This window comes from Shewanella sp. 0m-6 (assembly GCF_052977325.1).
In genome coordinates this window covers 104,180-121,472 of record NZ_JBRIMD010000013.1, presented here as the reverse complement: position 1 = coordinate 121,472, position 17,293 = coordinate 104,180, and the positions used below count along the sequence as shown (strand labels likewise).

The following is a 17,293-nucleotide window of genomic DNA, read 5'->3' as shown; positions in this document are numbered from 1 at the left end:
TTGCTCCAAATAAAATCTTTATATGTACTTGCTCTTTGATTTGTACATTATCATAACATTAGACATTTTGAAGATTTTAGAATGATTTAAATCTCAAACAGGTTGGTCATCACCTTATAAAGTTCAGTGCCTTGGTACACAGAAGCTGAGGCAAAATGTAGGATAGGTACACAATCTTGCTGAAGGCTAAGCGGAGTTAACTCTTTATCTGTGCCATATAGATCCAGCCTTAATATATTTGCCAATGGACGACCCGCATCAAGCTTTTCACCGAGCACAGCTTGATACTCAACAAGGCCTGCCGTTGGTGCATGAAACTTTTTATAATCTTTCAGGTAACAGCCATACCTTGTCATTTTGGCAGGTTCAACCTTATCACTGACCACACCACGATGACTTAAATAAGCCAAAATACCCATCGCATCATTGGCCGCATCTTCCATATCGATACGTTCTTGGCTTCCAAGCTCTAAAGTAAACGCCCCAACAGGCACCTTAAAGCTGCGTCCTTGAGACTGTACAAATTCGGTTAATTGCCACCAGGGGCAAAATGCCGCTTCATCCATAGCGCCGCCAAAGTCATTAGGGATCACTAAGCTATAAGGAATAGAAAAGTAAGCCGCTGAAGCCACATCGTATTGTGGGCAATATAGATGTTTACACGATTTAGGCCCTGTATGTAGATCTATCACAATATCAGCTGCATGCGCTAAAGACTGCAAAGTCACCGCAAGGCGCTTTCCAGTTGTCACGCCCCATTCACTGTTTAGATGCAACTGGCAAGACTCTATTAGATGTAAACGAAAGGCTTGAGTAAGCGCCTCATTATCTAAATGAGAATGCTGCAGATACCAACTGGCAACATCAAGGTTATGATCTAAGTATTCGCGGTTCCAATTCACCCCAGTAATAGGGTCGAAACGTCCCAGGGTAAACTCACCGCTTTTCTGATTAATACCTAGAGGGTTGGCTAGCGGCAACAGAGTCACCTCACCTCTTACATCCATTTTTTCTAATCGTTTCATCAACTGAAAAATAACCGCGTTACCCTGCACCTCAGCGCCGTGTACATTGGCTTGAATAAAAACCTTAGGCGCTAATGGGTCTTTGCCTGCCATACGATAAACAGGAACATTCAGTTCCTGTCCTGTCGCCAATTCACCGACTTTCAGGCTCGATTGGGTAAATTCCATAAATTACCGTGTTCCTAGCAATTAGTTTAAATGAGGCTTCAAAGCTTTAGTTTCCACCTCATAGCTTTCAAATATTCAGCTTTCAAATATTCAGCTTTCAAACATTTAGTTTTCCAGGCCTTAACTTTCAAATAAGTTTTCATGCAGGGCGCGGATCACATTAGCCGCCTCGGCCTCATCGACCAAAATACACAAGTTATGTGGACTCGCTCCTTGGCAGATCATACGAACATTATAAGTTTCCAGTACTTCAAATACCCTTCGGCACACGCCTGGCGTCGAGGCAATATTGTTGCCAATCACCGCAACCAAGGCTAAACCATCTTCAACACGCACGCGGCAATGCTGCGACAACTCTTGCAATAACGCCTCGCTAAGTAAGCCCTGCCCACTTGAGTCAGAGCCAGTTTTATCTAAGGTTAATGCCACATTGACCTCTGATGTGGTGATTAAATCAACACTGATCTTATGGCGGGCTAAGGTTGCAAATGTTTCAGCCAAGAAGCCTTGCGCATGCAGCATTTGTAAGCTGTGAAGATTAAGTAAAGTTTGATCGCGGCGTACGGCAACGGCGCGGTATACCGGCTCACTTTGCACCGTATGGCGGATCCAAGTGCCGCCCTGTTCAGGAGCCCAGCTTGAGCCAACAAACACCTGAATTTTTTGTCTTACGGCAGGCAATATTGTTGCAGGGTGTAAAACTTTAGCGCCAAAGGTCGCCATCTCAGCGGCTTCATTAAAGCTAATTTCGGCAATCGGACTGGCATTAGGCGCAAGTCTTGGGTCTGTGGTGTAAATGCCGGCTACATCGGTCCAGATCTCAACCGCTGTAGCTTGCAATGCTTCGGCCAACAATGCGGCTGAATAGTCGCTACCACCACGGCCAAGGGTTGTGGTGTTGCCTTCACTATCTGCGCCAACAAAACCTTGAGTCACAATCACTTGCTCTGCAAGTAGTGGCTTAAGATGTGTTTGAGCAAGCTCAGCAATCTGTTCTATTTGGGGTTCGGCCCGGCCATGGTGGCTATCGGTGCGCAGTACTTGACGCACATCAAATGCTGAAGCGTTAGCCCCCTTCTCTCTTAACACTGCAGCAAAAAACACAGATGAGCACATCTCGCCCTGGGATAGGAGTTCATCCATCACGGCTTTGCTACGGGTAAGCTTTAAGCGTTCGCTTAGGGTCGCGATATGGCTCAAGGTACGATCAATTTGAGCCGCCACATCACTTGGGCTGCCTAGCTTATCTAGAATTTGATATTGAATAGAAGCGATCTTTTTAATCAGCGCCTTTGACTCTTCCGCGCTGGTTTCTGCCTGCGTGAGTGCCACTAACTGATTGGTCACGCCACTCGAGGCGCTAACAACTACCACTCGGGTTTGTGGATTAGCAATAATAATATCTGCACAGCGCTGCATGGCGTCATAGTCAGCCACTGAAGTGCCACCAAACTTGGCGACGTTTAACTGTGTTTGCTCTTGCGAGCTTTTAGATAATGAAGCATCGACTAACGACATAGTACTGCCTCCACATTATATAGAGACGGCTGACACTGACTAAATTGGGTATTTTGAATAACTAACATGAATAAGCTCCGAACTAACTTCGTTCGAAGAGCCTGGTGCAATGATATGCACCCCATAAGATGGGGAAACAGCGATCGTCACCAGAAGCTCTCCACCATAAAAAAACATTGGTGACAATCGACAGGATTCAGCCTGCACAACCAACATTCAAGCCTGACCAAATGGCATTGAATATCTCGGCGCTAATCTCCCTCATAAGCCATCATAGGAGTTTGGTCCCCTCCAACTTACTACCTAGTTAGCGCTCCTCTTCTGTACTTACCTTGTATGAAGCAAATTACTTTCGAAAAAGCTGCTTTGTATACAAAATAACAGGTTAAAAAATATCAAAAAATAACCAATTAAGTCAATGGAAATCTTAGATGATTTAATTTCATACCATATCTGGAAGCTCCATGACCCAATTGACCCGAGGAGAAAATGCGCCCAACAATGTTTCTTGGCAAGGCAACAAGCAAGGAACAAGTTGCAATTGATCCGCTTCAACATAATAAATGGCATTTTGATTAAACTGGTAGCCGAGTTTAATGGCCGAGGCCTTATCGGTTGATATTGCCCAACTCTTTTCCATATGCTTTCTATCTTGAGATGCGCCTATCATTGCTCGGTAGGGAAAGCCCGATCTGTGTATTTCATGTTGAAGTTTTCGGTCTAAAAGACCATTTTGGCAAGGAGTCAGCACGACTCCTTTTGGGTTGTACGCAGTGATGATAGCGAACGATAATTGAGAGGATAAGGTTTGAGTAAACAGAAATTCAGTTTGTTGATAAGTGTGCCAAAGGCTGTCGACTGAGTTGTTCATTGCTAACAAATTCTCCGATTTAGGTGGGATTATTATAGCAAACTCGTTAGCGCTTCCTAGTTACGTGATACAGGTCACACGCGACAAAAATATCAAAACTAATTAAATCAATACTATAGTTTGCAAATAGTGATCTAAATCATATCATCAAGTAATTTTGTTAACATTTCATTTGTTAACAAATGCCTAAAACGAGTACAATAGGGCTTGTTGATTGACTCACGCCGATACATGTAACGAACACATTTTGTTACACATATCTGAAACAGATAGAAGAGTAATCCACACAGCTGTATCAAATGTGATCTATGTTTGATTTAACATTTAAACTTCATAGAAAACGGTCGTTAAGGAACTTTTTCCTACAATTGTTAATCGAAGTTTATACAGTTCACGTTTTTCCATATGTGAGATACCCATACTTTGCTTATCATGCAGTGTGTTGCTGTTTCGAGCCAGTTTTGAAAGCACCTACGTGTATCAGTGATTTATCAGCATAACTAGATGGAGTATAAACTTTATTATACTCATGGTTAGAATTGACAGAGATTAGGTAATTAATATGCAAAACCCGCACATTCTTATTGTTGAAGATGAAGCAGTAACAAGAAACACACTTAGAAGTATTTTTGAAGCAGAAGGATATGTGGTCACTGAAGCCAATGACGGCGCTGAAATGCATAAGGCTATGCAAGACAACAAAGTTAACTTGGTCGTTATGGATATTAACTTACCAGGCAAAAACGGTCTTTTACTAGCTCGTGAACTTCGTGAAATTAATAATATCGGTCTAATCTTCCTAACAGGTCGTGATAACGAAGTTGATAAGATTCTAGGTCTTGAAATTGGTGCTGATGATTATATCACTAAGCCATTCAACCCACGTGAATTGACAATCCGTGCACGTAACCTATTAACTCGCGTTAATAGCACAGGTACAGATTCTGAAGAGAAAAGCGCAGTTGAGTTCTACCGTTTCAACGGTTGGAGCCTTGAAATCAACAGCCGTTCTCTTGTTAGCCCACAAGGTGAGTCATACAAGCTACCGCGCAGCGAATTCCGCGCTATGCTTCACTTTGTTGAGAACCCAGGTAAGATCTTAAGCCGTGCAGACCTTCTAATGAAGATGACTGGCCGCGAGCTTAAGCCACACGACCGTACTGTTGACGTAACAATCCGTCGTATCCGTAAGCACTTCGAAAGCTTACCTGATACGCCAGAAATCATCGCAACAATCCACGGTGAAGGTTACCGTTTTTGCGGTAGCTTAGAAGATTAATTCTAAGCTCCGTTTCAGTACTAATTGAAGTGCTGATAAATAAAAAGCCAGTCAATTGACTGGCTTTTTTTATGTTTATATTTAATCCACCGCTAAGAGTGAATGGCAGCGTCCAATAATTAGAGTATCTACTTAAATAAAATTGAGTTTAATTGAGGCTCAAGATTATTTTTCGAATAATAACAAAGCATCCCCCCAAAATTAACCACCTACAAAGTAGTAGTTAATTGGAGGTATTCCATCGGTTGGCATAAATTGCACAAATACTATTGCGCCATCATTCAGCATCTAAGCTAACTATTAATCATATTTAATTTAAAATTCATCATTATTAAAAACGTAGCAATGATCATTAATAATTAATCACCACTACGCTTTACACTTAATAATCAAGAACAAACCAATTACTTTAGTTGACGGTCTAAAAAGTCTGCTAATGAGCGATATAGATGTACCCTCACCTTCTCACCGCGCATCGAGTGCTTAGAGCCTGGATAGTCGATCATCTGAAACAACGTCCCCTCATCCTGCAGCGCCTTATACACGCGCGTACTGTTCTCAAATAAGACATTATCATCAGCCATACCATGGTACATCAGCAAACCTGACTGATAGCCGGTCACATACGGCAGCACACTGCTGGCCTCATAACCTTCAGCATTCGTCTCAGGGTGGCCTAAGTAACGCTCAGTGTAGTGAGTATCGTAAAGTGACCAGTCTGATACTGGCGCACCTGAAATAGCCGCCTTAAAGTAATCCGGCGCCTTAAATAGGCTCATTAACGCCATATAACCGCCATAGCTATGGCCATAGATTGCGATATTATCAGAATCGACGAAAGGCAAAGTACGTAGGTAATCCACGCCCACCTTCTGATCGTTAACCTCTACCTCACCAAGCTGCTTATAAATCACATATTCAAACTTGGTGCCACGGTGCGCCGAGCCACGGTTATCGAGCTGATAAACAATATAGCCTTGTTGCAACAGGTGCTGAGTAAAGTAGTCTTGATGACTCCAGCTGTTCACCACCAGCTGCGCATGTGGGCCGCCATAAACGCGCACCACCACAGGATACTTCTTCGATGCATCAAAGTTCGTCGGTTTATACAATCGGTATTGCAACATCTGGCCATCTTCAGCCTTTAGTTCACCAAATTCAGGTACCTGCCATAAACCAAAGTAGTTATATAGCGGGTGACCCTGTTTAACCTCATTTTGCTCAACCCAGGCTAGGCGCTCACCGCTACGGTCGTGCAGGCTCACCTGTGGCGGCTGTGAAAGACTACTAAAATAATCGAGGTACACTGGTTTATTGTCGGCAAATACCGCCTCGTGCATACCGCTACGCTGGCTGATGCTTTCAACCTTGCCACCACTGAGTGCCACGCGATAAAGTTGCTTCTCGGTGACCTTAGTCTTGCGACCGGTGAAGTAGATATCTCCAGCTTTTTCGTCAACATATTCAACCGCATCGACCGCCCAATCACCAGAGGTTAGCTGGCGAAAAACCTTGCCATCTAGACCAATCAAATACAGATGATTAAAACCGTCTCGCTCTGACGCCCAGATAAATGCCTTTTGCTGCTTTAAAAAGTGCAAATCGTCATTGAGGTTGACCCAAGCTTTGCTGCGCTCTTTAACTAGGTCTTTACCGTTTTTAATATCATCAATTGCCACAACACGTAAGTCTAGCGCTTGCTGATCTCGGCTCTGCCACTGATAAGACAAGTGCTTACTGTCAGGTAACCATTTTACTCGCGGCAGGTAAATATCAGTGTCTTTACCTAAATCAACCCAAGCCACTTTTTTACTGTTAAGTGATACGACGCCCAGCTCAACGCTAACGTTATTTTCACCGGCATAGGGATAACGCTGCTCGGTCAGCTTAATTCCATCGGCATAAATTTCGTTGCGAGTCACCAACTCAACACCTGACTCGTCGATGCGAGTATAGGCAATCGCAGACTCATCGGGCGCCCACCAGTAACCCGTCATTCTGCCCATCTCTTCTTGAGCTACAAATTCGGCCATGGCATTTTTAATCGCGCCGCCGCCATCGGTAGTCAGCGCGGTGATCTTTTGCGTTTTTAAGTCCAACACATACAAGTTTTGCTCACGCACAAACGACACAAAATGCCCTTTAGGCGAGAGTCTCGCATCAGTCGCAAAGCCCTCACCCGTTTCAAGCAGTTTTACCTTGTTGTCATTGACCGAGTAGTAGTACAGCAAGCCCGCAGCGGGAATTAAAATCGCCTCACCATCGTCAGACCAAAAGTATTCCATGATCCCCTGACCATAAATACGCTGACGCTCACGGCGCGCCTTTTCTTCGTCAGACAATTCACCCGCTTCAAGCTTATCAGCATCAATCAATACGCTTTGCTTGCCGCTTGCTACGTCCATCTGCCATAAGTCATACAAATGTTGATTGTCTTTGCGTCCAGCAAGATAGGTAACACGCTTACCATCTGGTGACAGCTTTAGCCCGCGTGGGCTGCTTCCAGCAAGAGCAGGAGATGCGTACATACGCTCGATAGTGAGTGGCTCGGTGCCACCGGGGAGTGATGATGCTTGAGCAGTTGCTGTAGAGCTCAGCACCAAAGGCAAAGAGGCTAGCAGTAAACTCATCCAATTCTTTTTCATTATTATTCCCTGGATTAATCGCGAAATCTTATTCAGTCGTTCCAAATTGAAAGTTAGACTGAAAATTCGCCTACATTGTGCCTTAATCATTAGCAAAACAAAAACTATGCACTCAAACCCTGCTTTAGTCCTACTTGAGAGCAATCAAGCAGAAAACCAATCTTTACGGCTGAAAAAACTAGCGCACTGAGGTATCATCGCCACAATAATAAAGAATACACTTTTGTCCTGACCTCAAACTCAATTTACTCACGTAAAATTGTATAGGAAACAAGATGCAAACTCTGGCTGAAAACCTGACATCACAAGCAATTTCTCCTACTCTTGAAAAACTTATCCTTACCCTAGCTAACACCTCTAAAGAGATTAGCCACGCAGTACGCCACGGCGCACTAGCAGGCGTGTTAGGCGCAACAGAACAAGAAAACGTTCAAGGCGAAACGCAGAAGAAACTCGATATCATCACCAATGATATGCTCAAAGATGCCCTAAAGGCCGACGGCACAGTGCGTGGTATCGCATCGGAAGAAGAAGACTACGTGGTTGAAGCCGATGCTAACGGTGAGTTCCTAGTGTGTTTTGACCCACTAGATGGCTCATCAAACATCGACATTAACTCACTTGTGGGCACTATCTTCTCAGTATTACCAGCGCCAGCAGGCGAACTAACCGAGAAAAGCTTTTTACAAGCAGGTCGCAACCAGGTTGCTGCAGGTTACGTGTTATACGGCCCATCAACTATGCTAGCGCTAACCACAGGTAAAGGCGTACAGCTATTTACCCTAAACCCAGAAACTAACGAGTTTTTGCTAACAGATGGCGCAATGGCTATCAGCAAAGACACTGGCGAGTTTGCGATTAACATGTCAAACCAACGCTTCTGGGAAGCGCCAATGCAGACTTACATCAGCGACTTACTGCTAGGTCAAATTGGCCCACGTGAAAAGTCATTTAACATGCGCTGGATTGCAGCCATGGTTGGCGACGTACACCGCGTACTTTGTCGCGGCGGTATTTTCACTTATCCGACAGATAATAAGAACCCAGAAAAGCCATACAAGCTGCGTTTAATGTACGAAGCTAACCCAATGGCATTCTTGGTAGAGCAAGCAGGCGGTAAAGCGTCTACGGGTTATGAAACCATTATGGATATTGAGCCAACTGAGATTCACCAACGTGTAGCGGTTATCTTAGGCTCAGCCAATGAAGTTGATGCTTGTCTTGAATACCACGGTATTGATTACAGCGAAGAACCTGCTGTATAGGTAATAAGATAGGTCCTAGGTTCTAGCAAAAGCCGAAGAAAAAGCGCAATCCTATGTTAGTAGGGTTGTGCTTTTTTTTGCGCCTAGCTTTTTGGCACAGGGAGCTTGTTGTTATCAGGCTGCGCCTGACTTTTAAGTTAGACTGCGTCTAACAACTGAAGCAATCAAGCTGCGCTTGATAAACGTCGTTGCTATGCAACCTATCAGGCTGCGCCTGAACTCTAAGTTAGACTGCGTCTAACAACTAAAGTCGTGAGCTTCCAGCTCACACACGGCCAAGAGGGGATCAAAAAGCCAACAGCAACACTCTCTTGGCTAATTCATTCAAAAAGAGTCCCTGCCGCCCCGACGAAGTTACATGCATTAGATACGGGCCTCATACTCCTATAAAAATCGCCTAACGGCTCAGATGGGACATCCATGCCCCCCCGAGCCTGAACCATCACCCATGATGGTTCTACGGCATTTTTATCTACGTACTTCGGCAACTTCGATGGTGAATAGGTGTTTTCTGTAGGCTAAATCGTGAACGTTAGATTTAGGTGTTTGAATGTTTACTCTGACCCGACATATAAAGGAACGGCCTGTCCCGCGAAATCTATGCCCACATCCGTGTGGGCATCACGCGATTCTTGTTTATAAAGAGTTTCCAACGTATTTCGGCAACTTCGATGGGGAGTAGGTGTTTTCTGTGAGCTAAGTCGGGGTCATTAGATTAGATATTTGAATGTTTACTGTGACCCCTCATATCTTTATTGTTTCTGTGCACTTTTAGTCACATTAACTAAAACTTTTTCACGATCTTCATTTAAAATCGAAACTATCGTCAGTGTTTTGATATGCTCTTCTCTTGTTTTAGCGAGCAATAAACTATTTTCTTTAATATCACTTGTATTGTCATCAAGGTCTCCCAGTTTCGTTGTAATTTCACCGAGCTGTTTTGATGTGTCCGTTTGAAAAGTACTAACTTCATTTTTCATTGTTTCAAACTTTGAATCTAAATACCAATAGCCACCGACTACTGTTGCTAATGATATTGCCGCGATACCAACCAACCAGATAACATGTCCATTTTTATTGCTCTCCACAGCTCCTTTATAAGCTAAAAGCTCCGCATTTAGATCAACGATTCTTTGACTTTGTTCGACAAATTTTTGTTCCTGATCCGTTAACTTCCTGTTGATCACGGCTACATCTTTTTGATGTAGCTCAAATTTCATCTCAAAGTCGCTGTTTAGCTTATCTGTTTGCGTTAAAAATCCTTTTATCAATTCAGCTTTTTCATCTTCAGCCTTCACCGTTGATGTTTTAGAATCTATTCTTGACTGAGAGTCTACTGTCGAGCTAGATGTGCTACTACTACCAAAAATCATATCCTTAAAAGTAGAGTTACTACCTATTCTTCCCATGAACTTATATCCCTAAATGAATCCTCTGATAAAAGAATGAAACTCTTATCCAACAATACATCTATTTCTTGTTCATTTAGAATAATTTCAGGTTGCGGAACATTGTTAATATCCTGATTAACCAGCACCCCTTTAGTCGATACTCCATTGTGCACATACTCAATAATTTCATAGCTAACTATCTTATTGCAGATCTTATTTCCTATAGTCTGCAGTTTGTTTTTACGGATACTTAGTTCAGATAAGTCATCTTCAAGGGGTAACTTGTTAATTTTTTGAACAGCCTCAATGGGATTCTCTGCAGGAGAGAAATAGCTTCCCACAACGCCTACTCTTTGGATGGATAAAGTGGGAAGGCCAAAAATATAGTTAGCAATTTCCTTCGAGATTTCGATATAAGTTTGGTAAATCTCTGAATATTTGTAACGGTTAAAGTTTTGTCCTAGATCTACTTTAAAATCAAGACGACCGGAGGCAATTTCACACCTAAAAACGCTATTAGCTGATTTAAATGTGATGACTGGTATCGAATCAGAATGAATCCCCGGCGGGAGCGCTTGGATATTAGGCATAACATCAAACTGACGGATCTGCTCAGAAAGGTTGAAAAATAATTTATCAGGACGCTCAATCTCTCTTGAGAAAAAGAAAGCAGTTTGAAACATGAGAATATTCTTTGAAGTAATCATTTTATTAATTCTTTAACTAAATAGATAAGACTATAGATAATTTTAACAGCTAAAATGATTGATGTAATCTAGTCTAAATCACTTCGCCATTGATAATTTTGTCAATTTCTACGATATATTGGCCACAGGGCTTCCTTTATTGCCCTCAATTTTTAGCCCTACTTGAAATTGGGGCGTTGGTGCGATTACTAACAAAGATAGGACAGGCATAACTTCTTCTACTTTGAACGTGGCGACGGCTGGCTGCCTAGCTGGCCGGCGGGAGGGAGGGGAATCAAGCTTTCGGGCAAAATCGAGCTACCACTCTCACAAAAAACACCCAATCCCCATCGGAGTTGCCGAAATACGTAAATGAAAATGCCGTGGAAGCATCATGGATGATGGTTCAGGCTCGGCGGGACATGGATGTCCCATCAGAGCCGTTAGGCAATTTTTATTGGAGTATGAGGATCAACAACTTCGTCGGGGCGTCATGGTGGATGCAAGGAGGATAAGGACGAGCAGTCCTCCTTGCCAGGGGGTGGGATGGAATCCCACGACGTTGGTCAGGCGCCGCCTGATGCATTGCCAATGTGGAGCGAAGCACCACGACCTTTATCACGCCTTTGGCATCAATCACTCTCAACTGAAATTGAGAAAATAAAAAAGCCTCCATCTATAAGATGAAGGCTTTTGTTTTCTAGTCTGAGGCTGAAACTTAACTCAAATCCCAACCCCGACTAACAATCTAAGATTAGTTTTTCTTAGACTAATTCTTCTTAGAGTAAGCCGCTGCATTCTCACCAGCCATTCTACCGAAGGTGACGATATCAGAGATAGCGTTACCACCTAGACGGTTAGCACCGTGAACACCACCAGTTACTTCACCTGCGCCATATAGACCTGGGATAACTTGCTGCTTCGCGTTCATGATTTCAGCTTTAGAGTCAATCTTCACGCCGCCCATAGTGTGGTGAACACCAGGAGTCACTTCGATTGCGTAGTAGTTACCTTCGTTAAGAGCACGAGGTAGGTTAGGACGTTCAAAGTCTGCATCCTTACCGCTCTTAACAAGTGTGTTGTAGCGTGCAACAGCTTCAGTTAGGTTCTTACCGTCAATACCTGTCTGCTCACCTAGTTTAACTAGCGAGTCAGCACTTGGTACAACACCTAGACCGATGTACTTATCAATCTTACTTAGCGACTTACGTACTGAGTCATCAAAGATTAGGAAGGCTGATTTGCCTGTTTGGTTCAAAATCGCTGCAGAAGCCTTATCACGTGTGGTGATTTCGTTGACGAAGCGCTTACCTTCACGGTTAACCAAGATTGCGCCGTTACCACGAACCGCTTCAGTAACCATCACACCACCTTTAACAGATAATGTTGGGTGAGCCTGAATGTACTGTAGATCTGTCATCGCCGCGCCAGCATTACCTGCTACGTCGATACCGTCACCTGTGGCACCAGGTTGGTTAGTTGAGATGAAGCCTTTTAACTTAGGATCAAGTTTTGATACACGCTCGTTGTTCTTAGCAAAACCACCTGTTGCTAGGATAACTGCGTCAGCTTTAATCCAGTAGTAACCTTTGTACATGCCTTTAACGAGTAGGCCTTTAACATTGCCTTTATCGTCTTTAAGAATTTCGATACCACGGGTGTTCATACGCATATCAACGTCACGCTTAACCGCGTTATCGTAAAGTACTTGGATTACGTGAGCACCCACACCTGCACCACCTGTTGGACGGTGTGAACGGTTGGCTGATGCGCCGCCCATACGACCTACGTCGTTAAGATCTGCGCCCATTGCGGTTAACCAATCAACAGAACCTTTAGAGTGTGAAGTGAGTACTTCAACTAGCTCTGGCTCGTTTAGGTCACGACCACCTTTCATAGTGTCTTTGTACATAGACTCAACACTATCTTTAATGCCTTTGGCTTTTTGCTGATCAGTCCAAGCGGCGTTCATGCCACCTGCTGCAAGCTTAGCGTTACCGCCAATAACAGGTTCTTTTTCAATTAGAATCACTTTAGCGCCGTGATCAACTGCAGATACCGCTGCAGAGAAACCTGCGCCACCTGAACCGACAACAACCACATCAACGGTGTCACGTGGTGCTGCAGCAAGGGCTGCTTGACGATCTTCAGTGTCTTTTAATAACTCATCGATGCTTGGCTCATGACGTTCCCACTTCTTAGTGTAAGGCATGTCAAAGTCGAAGCTATGGCAAGAGTCACAGTAGACCATCGATTTTTCGTGAGCGCTGTGACAAGAAGTACAAGCCACTTCGCCAGGGAAATGAGAGTCATGGGCATTGTAGTGCTCATGTTTAGTTTCTTCAGCAACTTCAGCGAGTGTACCGTGGCAAGCTACACACTGTTCATTCTCGTAAGTTAAGCTGTCGTTTGAAAGCTCACCATCTGGCATGTGGCAGCTATCACACTCTTGGTTTTCACCGTGGAATTCTGCCAAGTTGTCTGCCGCAATGGCGTTAGACATAAAGCCTGCTGAGCCGAGAAGTGTTGCAATACACACTGCTTTTTTAAAGTTTTTCATCTCATTTCCTCGCCTTTTTATTGCTGTTCTTAGCAGCGCAAAAAGCTATCACGTTATATACGACAGTCATAAACGCTGTCTTAAATACTCAATTCGAGGTAATTGTCTGCCTATTGCGTTAAGGCATCAACTGCATGTACCAAGTAGCTAGAGAAACTGAACACTCGATCACAGCTTGTAAAAGCGTCCATGCAAACATGCATAACCTGATAGGCAGTTATGCAAAAATGCATAAGACTAGGTTAACAAGATCACAAACCGGCCAAACTCAAAAGCTAAAGATGCTTACAATGATAAAAACCTGATAAACCAAGGGTTCGGTAGCACTTAAAGCCAGTACGTATTGCTTTAAAAGCGAGAAACCCCGCACAGTTATGCTGCATAAGCTCATGCTAAGATTCAAATATGAAAACATTTGTTAACTTAGTTTGCAGTCTTTGCACTCTCTACATATTAGCACTCTCGCAGCCGTTGCATGCTGAAGAGCCACACCTTAAGCAAAACATCGTCTTTGGGGTTCATTCAAAAACTGCGCCGCTAGAGTGGCGTAACAACGGTGTCGACCAAGGCTTTAATCTTGAGTTAATGGACCGCATCGGCCAGCTCACAGGTAAACGCATTGTCACCCGCCGCAAAAGCTTTCAACAACTGCTCAATGATGTACATAATCCAGATTCATTAATTGATGTGATTGCGGTTGTGAGCCCGATTAGCATCGACAGAGAGTTGAGCCAGTCAGACCCTATTTACGCTACCCATGCCAAAGCGTATACCCTGCAAGGTAAGTCATTTATTAATGGCTGGGCTGATCTAGTAGGTAAACGTGTCGCCATTAAAAAAGGTGCGTTTGTCGATGTGTATATTTCAGGAAAAAAGCAGGACTTTACCCGCGTCGATGTCGACCTGTATGAAACCGGCTTTCAAAAGCTGATAAAAGGTGAAGTTGATGTAGTCATCGCTGAGAACTTCGTGGCTAGACGTTTAATGCCACTGTATCCATCAGTCCGTAGCTCAAGTGATCCGCTTATTTATGGCGCCTTCAACTTTGTGAGTAACCATAAGAATGATGCGCTGATGGCTCAGATAAATGATGCCCTCAGACAATTAAAGCTATCGGGTGAGTACGACCGCTTAGTCAATAAGTGGTTTGGTACTGGCCGCGAGAAAGTTGATCTGAACTCCGCTCAAAAAAGAATGTTATCGTTAGCCATCTTTGTCAGCTTGCTCTCTGCCGTCGGTATGCTACTCACCGGCTTTATCAGTCTCAGCCTACGTAAGCGTTCTAAGGCGCTTAAAAAAGAGCTAGCCCAGCGCAAAAAAGCCGAGTTAGCCATATCTAGCCTATCGAAACAGTTCCAGTCAGTGCTCGACGGCATTCCCCATGGTGTGACTCTGTTTAACCAAGACGGCGAATGCTTATGGAGTAATGACAATAATAACGACCTACTGACAAACTCTGAGTTTCACTACATTGATGGCGAAACCTTTAACTTGAGCCATGCGCTATCTGGCGCACTAGCTGAGCAAAAATCGCAAACCGCAGATATGCAGATCAACAATCAGTATTGGCAGTTGCAGTTACACCCTATCAGCAAACTACAGGTGGTAATTCTGCTAGAGGAAGCCACTGAGCAGCATAGGCTACGCCAAGCTAATGATGAAGCCAGCCGCCTGGCATCCCTCGGTGAACTGTCGGCGGGTATTGCCCACGAAATTAATAATCCTACCGGGATTATCGTCCACGCTATCGCCTTTATTAATGACGCGCTAAAGGATCTTTCTGAGGCCAGCAACCATTATCAGAAGCAGAACCCGTTTTGGACAGTGGCAGGCTTGCCTCCAGACTCTGCAATGGGCGAACTTGAGTTAAGTGGCCAGTCTATTCACGAGGGAGCAGAGCGGATAAGTCGCATTGTTAACGATCTCAAACGTTATGCCTTACCGAGCCTAGCCAACGAATATCAGCCAATTAGCCTTAATGAAGTAGTAGCGGTATCGCTGCGCCTTACAGCCAACCAGACTAAGATATTTAATGTCACTACCGACCTGCTAACTCCCTCACCTGTTGTTATGGGTGATGCCCAGCAGCTACATCAAGTGCTGATTAATCTTATCCAGAATGCCTGTCATGCCATAAGGCAGGACGCAGAGTGCTATGAATGCGGCAATCACATCGATATCAAAACCTGTGTAGAGCAGAGCCATATCTGCCTTGTCATTAGCGATAAAGGAGTCGGTATGGATAGAGCAACATTACAAAGAATTACCGAGCCCTTCTTTACCACCCGCCGCTCAAGTGGTGGCACTGGACTGGGCTTATCGGTGTGCAGCCGCATCATCAAAGAACACAAGGCCGACATGCAGATCAGTTCACGTCTTGGCGAAGGGACTGAGATTAAAATTCGCTTTCCGTTGGAGTACTAATTTCTTCATCAATACACCTTGAATTGAAAGCCACTGGGCTCTAGAACAGATATTTAATAGGATTGGTATCAAATGAAACTTGCTAGAAATATTCTTCTTGTTGACGATGAAGCCTCTTGGCTTAGAACGCTTTCTATCACGCTTAATCGCTTAGTACCGGAAGCGAAAATTGATACCTGCGTCGATAGCCGCCAGGTGATGAGTCGATTGCAGACCGGTGACTACGCCCTTGTGCTGCTCGATCTGACCATGCCATTTCACTCCGGCGAAGACTTACTAGAGATGATCCGTAGCGAGTTTCCTAAAACACGAGTGTTGATAGTCACAGGTGTGAACGAAGTTGACACTGCCGTGCGCTGCATTAAAAACGGCGCGTATGACTACTTTATTAAAACCGATAACGTCGACGACCTTGCCCGCACAGTGCGCCGCGCATTAGAAGTGGTTGGCCTTGAGCGGAACTACTTAAGGATTAAAGAAAGCTTTTTAAGCCGCACCTTAAATCGTCCCGAGGTGTTTAATAATATTCTCACCTGCGAGCCAGCGCTGCTTGACCAATTCCGCTATCTTGAGGCGGTCGCCTTAAGCCCTGAACCGATTTTAATTCAGGGTGAAAGTGGCACAGGTAAAGATGAATTTGCCAAATCGTGCCATCAGCTTATTTGTGCTGATGCGCCGTTTATTAACGTCAACTTAGCCGGTATTAGCACCTCAGCCTTTGAGCTGCAGTTATTTGGCCAAATTCATACTCAGGACGATGGCCAGATCAGTGCTCAAGCGGGGGTATTGCACCAGGTGCAAACGGGCTTACTCTATTTAAATGAAATTGGTGACTTGCCAATTGAAGCTCAAGCTAAACTTGTCGATGTGATTGAGCATAAACAGTATTACCCAATCGGTAGCGACAGAGCCTATCCGGTAATGTGTAAAATCATTACCTCGACCCAGCATGATCTGCTTGCACTTAATCAAGCGGGGAAATTTAGAAGTGATCTTTTATATCGCCTACGATCACACACAATCAAACTGCCACCATTGAGACAGCGTAAGCTAGATCTATCTATGCTTATCAATCACTTTATTAGCTTAGCAGCGAAGGATATGGGGCTTTCAGAGCCGCAACAACCCAGCTCACTGGCGCAGCAGTTATCGGAATACGATTTTCCTGGCAACTTGCATGAGCTTAAAGGCATGGTGTTTGATGCGGTCAGTCGCAGTGACGGGATCTCTCTTAATATCACCCCGTTTATGGAAGCAATGAACCTCAGCAAACCGGCTAATACGTCTGATAGCGACCAGTTTATCTTCCCTAAGAATTTGCCGACATTAGCACAGATGAGCGATGCGTTAATTCACGAAGCCTTGAACCGCACCGCTAACAATCAAACTGCAGCGGCGCAAATGCTTGGCATCAGCCAAAGCGCGCTAAGCCGGCGCATCACTAAAGAAAAGTAAGCAGCT

At 44.2% G+C, this 17,293-nt stretch carries 11 protein-coding genes and 1 riboswitch; of the genes, 4 read left to right on the top strand and 7 right to left on the bottom strand.

Going from position 1 to position 17,293, the window contains the following annotated elements; all coding sequences use genetic code 11:
- Positions 1-86 precede the first annotated feature (86 nt).
- The 3 genes from ACVBJC_RS11880 to ACVBJC_RS11870 form a co-directional block, all read right to left on the bottom strand.
- Positions 87-1,193, bottom strand: coding sequence for a succinylglutamate desuccinylase/aspartoacylase family protein (locus tag ACVBJC_RS11880; RefSeq protein ID WP_447160971.1), 1,107 nt, complete (start codon positions 1,191-1,193; stop codon positions 87-89).
- 120 nt (positions 1,194-1,313) lie between these two features.
- Positions 1,314-2,711 (bottom strand): lysine-sensitive aspartokinase 3, encoded by a 1,398-nt coding sequence (lysC, locus tag ACVBJC_RS11875; protein WP_447160970.1) that lies wholly within the window; start codon positions 2,709-2,711, stop codon positions 1,314-1,316.
- Positions 2,712-2,856: 145 nt separating this feature from the next.
- A riboswitch (Lysine riboswitch) is annotated at positions 2,857-3,040 on the bottom strand.
- A 113-nt stretch (positions 3,041-3,153) separates the two neighbouring features.
- A complete protein-coding gene (locus ACVBJC_RS11870) occupies positions 3,154-3,582 on the bottom strand; it encodes a DUF3293 domain-containing protein (RefSeq protein ID WP_447160969.1) in 429 nt (142 codons plus the stop codon).
- Positions 3,583-4,144: 562 nt separating this feature from the next.
- Between ACVBJC_RS11870 and arcA the strand changes: the two genes are divergently transcribed.
- Positions 4,145-4,861 carry a two-component system response regulator ArcA gene (arcA, locus tag ACVBJC_RS11865; RefSeq protein WP_012153996.1) on the top strand — a complete coding sequence of 239 codons (717 nt, stop codon included), beginning with the start codon at positions 4,145-4,147 and terminating at the stop codon, positions 4,859-4,861.
- A gap of 404 nt (positions 4,862-5,265) precedes the next feature.
- On the opposite strand, the gene ACVBJC_RS11860 is transcribed toward arcA, so the two are convergent.
- Entirely contained in the window at positions 5,266-7,506 is a 2,241-nt protein-coding gene (locus ACVBJC_RS11860; RefSeq protein ID WP_447160968.1) for a DPP IV N-terminal domain-containing protein, read from the bottom strand.
- A gap of 275 nt (positions 7,507-7,781) precedes the next feature.
- Between ACVBJC_RS11860 and ACVBJC_RS11855 the strand changes: the two genes are divergently transcribed.
- On the top strand, positions 7,782-8,771 hold the full coding sequence (locus ACVBJC_RS11855; RefSeq protein WP_447160967.1) for a class 1 fructose-bisphosphatase: 990 nt from the start codon (positions 7,782-7,784) through the stop codon (positions 8,769-8,771).
- Positions 8,772-9,523: 752 nt separating this feature from the next.
- Here the strand turns inward: ACVBJC_RS11855 and ACVBJC_RS11850 are convergent.
- From ACVBJC_RS11850 to ACVBJC_RS11840, 3 genes are all read right to left on the bottom strand, one after another.
- Positions 9,524-10,180, bottom strand: a complete 657-nt coding sequence (locus ACVBJC_RS11850; RefSeq protein ID WP_447160966.1) for a hypothetical protein — start codon at positions 10,178-10,180, stop codon at positions 9,524-9,526.
- Positions 10,168-10,869, bottom strand: coding sequence for a hypothetical protein (locus ACVBJC_RS11845; RefSeq protein ID WP_447170439.1), 702 nt, complete (start codon positions 10,867-10,869; stop codon positions 10,168-10,170). The genes ACVBJC_RS11850 and ACVBJC_RS11845 overlap by 13 nt, the downstream gene beginning before the upstream one ends.
- Before the next feature lie 748 nt (positions 10,870-11,617).
- Positions 11,618-13,408, bottom strand: a complete 1,791-nt coding sequence (locus ACVBJC_RS11840) for a flavocytochrome c (protein WP_447160964.1) — start codon at positions 13,406-13,408, stop codon at positions 11,618-11,620.
- A 405-nt stretch (positions 13,409-13,813) separates the two neighbouring features.
- Between ACVBJC_RS11840 and ACVBJC_RS11835 the strand changes: the two genes are divergently transcribed.
- The gene (locus ACVBJC_RS11835) at positions 13,814-15,832 is read left to right on the top strand and encodes an ATP-binding protein (RefSeq protein ID WP_447160963.1); all 2,019 of its coding nucleotides are present in this window, start codon (positions 13,814-13,816) and stop codon (positions 15,830-15,832) included.
- Between the two features lie 72 nt (positions 15,833-15,904).
- The gene (locus ACVBJC_RS11830; RefSeq protein ID WP_447160962.1) at positions 15,905-17,287 is read left to right on the top strand and encodes a sigma-54-dependent transcriptional regulator; all 1,383 of its coding nucleotides are present in this window, start codon (positions 15,905-15,907) and stop codon (positions 17,285-17,287) included.
- The last annotated feature ends 6 nt before the right edge of the window (positions 17,288-17,293 follow it).

What these genes read in the sequence shown, in the direction of transcription:
- ACVBJC_RS11880 (WP_447160971.1), bottom strand. Translation starts at nt 1,193, where the DNA reads ATGGAATTTACCCAATCGAGCCTGAAAGTCGGTGAATTGGCGACAGGA.
- lysC (WP_447160970.1), bottom strand. Translation starts at nt 2,711, where the DNA reads ATGTCGTTAGTCGATGCTTCATTATCTAAAAGCTCGCAAGAGCAAACA.
- ACVBJC_RS11870 (WP_447160969.1), bottom strand. Translation starts at nt 3,582, where the DNA reads ATGAACAACTCAGTCGACAGCCTTTGGCACACTTATCAACAAACTGAA.
- arcA (WP_012153996.1), top strand. Translation starts at nt 4,145, where the DNA reads ATGCAAAACCCGCACATTCTTATTGTTGAAGATGAAGCAGTAACAAGA.
- ACVBJC_RS11860 (WP_447160968.1), bottom strand. Translation starts at nt 7,506, where the DNA reads ATGAAAAAGAATTGGATGAGTTTACTGCTAGCCTCTTTGCCTTTGGTG.
- ACVBJC_RS11855 (WP_447160967.1), top strand. Translation starts at nt 7,782, where the DNA reads ATGCAAACTCTGGCTGAAAACCTGACATCACAAGCAATTTCTCCTACT.
- ACVBJC_RS11850 (WP_447160966.1), bottom strand. Translation starts at nt 10,180, where the DNA reads ATGGGAAGAATAGGTAGTAACTCTACTTTTAAGGATATGATTTTTGGT.
- ACVBJC_RS11845 (WP_447170439.1), bottom strand. Translation starts at nt 10,869, where the DNA reads ATGATTACTTCAAAGAATATTCTCATGTTTCAAACTGCTTTCTTTTTC.
- ACVBJC_RS11840 (WP_447160964.1), bottom strand. Translation starts at nt 13,408, where the DNA reads ATGAAAAACTTTAAAAAAGCAGTGTGTATTGCAACACTTCTCGGCTCA.
- ACVBJC_RS11835 (WP_447160963.1), top strand. Translation starts at nt 13,814, where the DNA reads ATGAAAACATTTGTTAACTTAGTTTGCAGTCTTTGCACTCTCTACATA.
- ACVBJC_RS11830 (WP_447160962.1), top strand. Translation starts at nt 15,905, where the DNA reads ATGAAACTTGCTAGAAATATTCTTCTTGTTGACGATGAAGCCTCTTGG.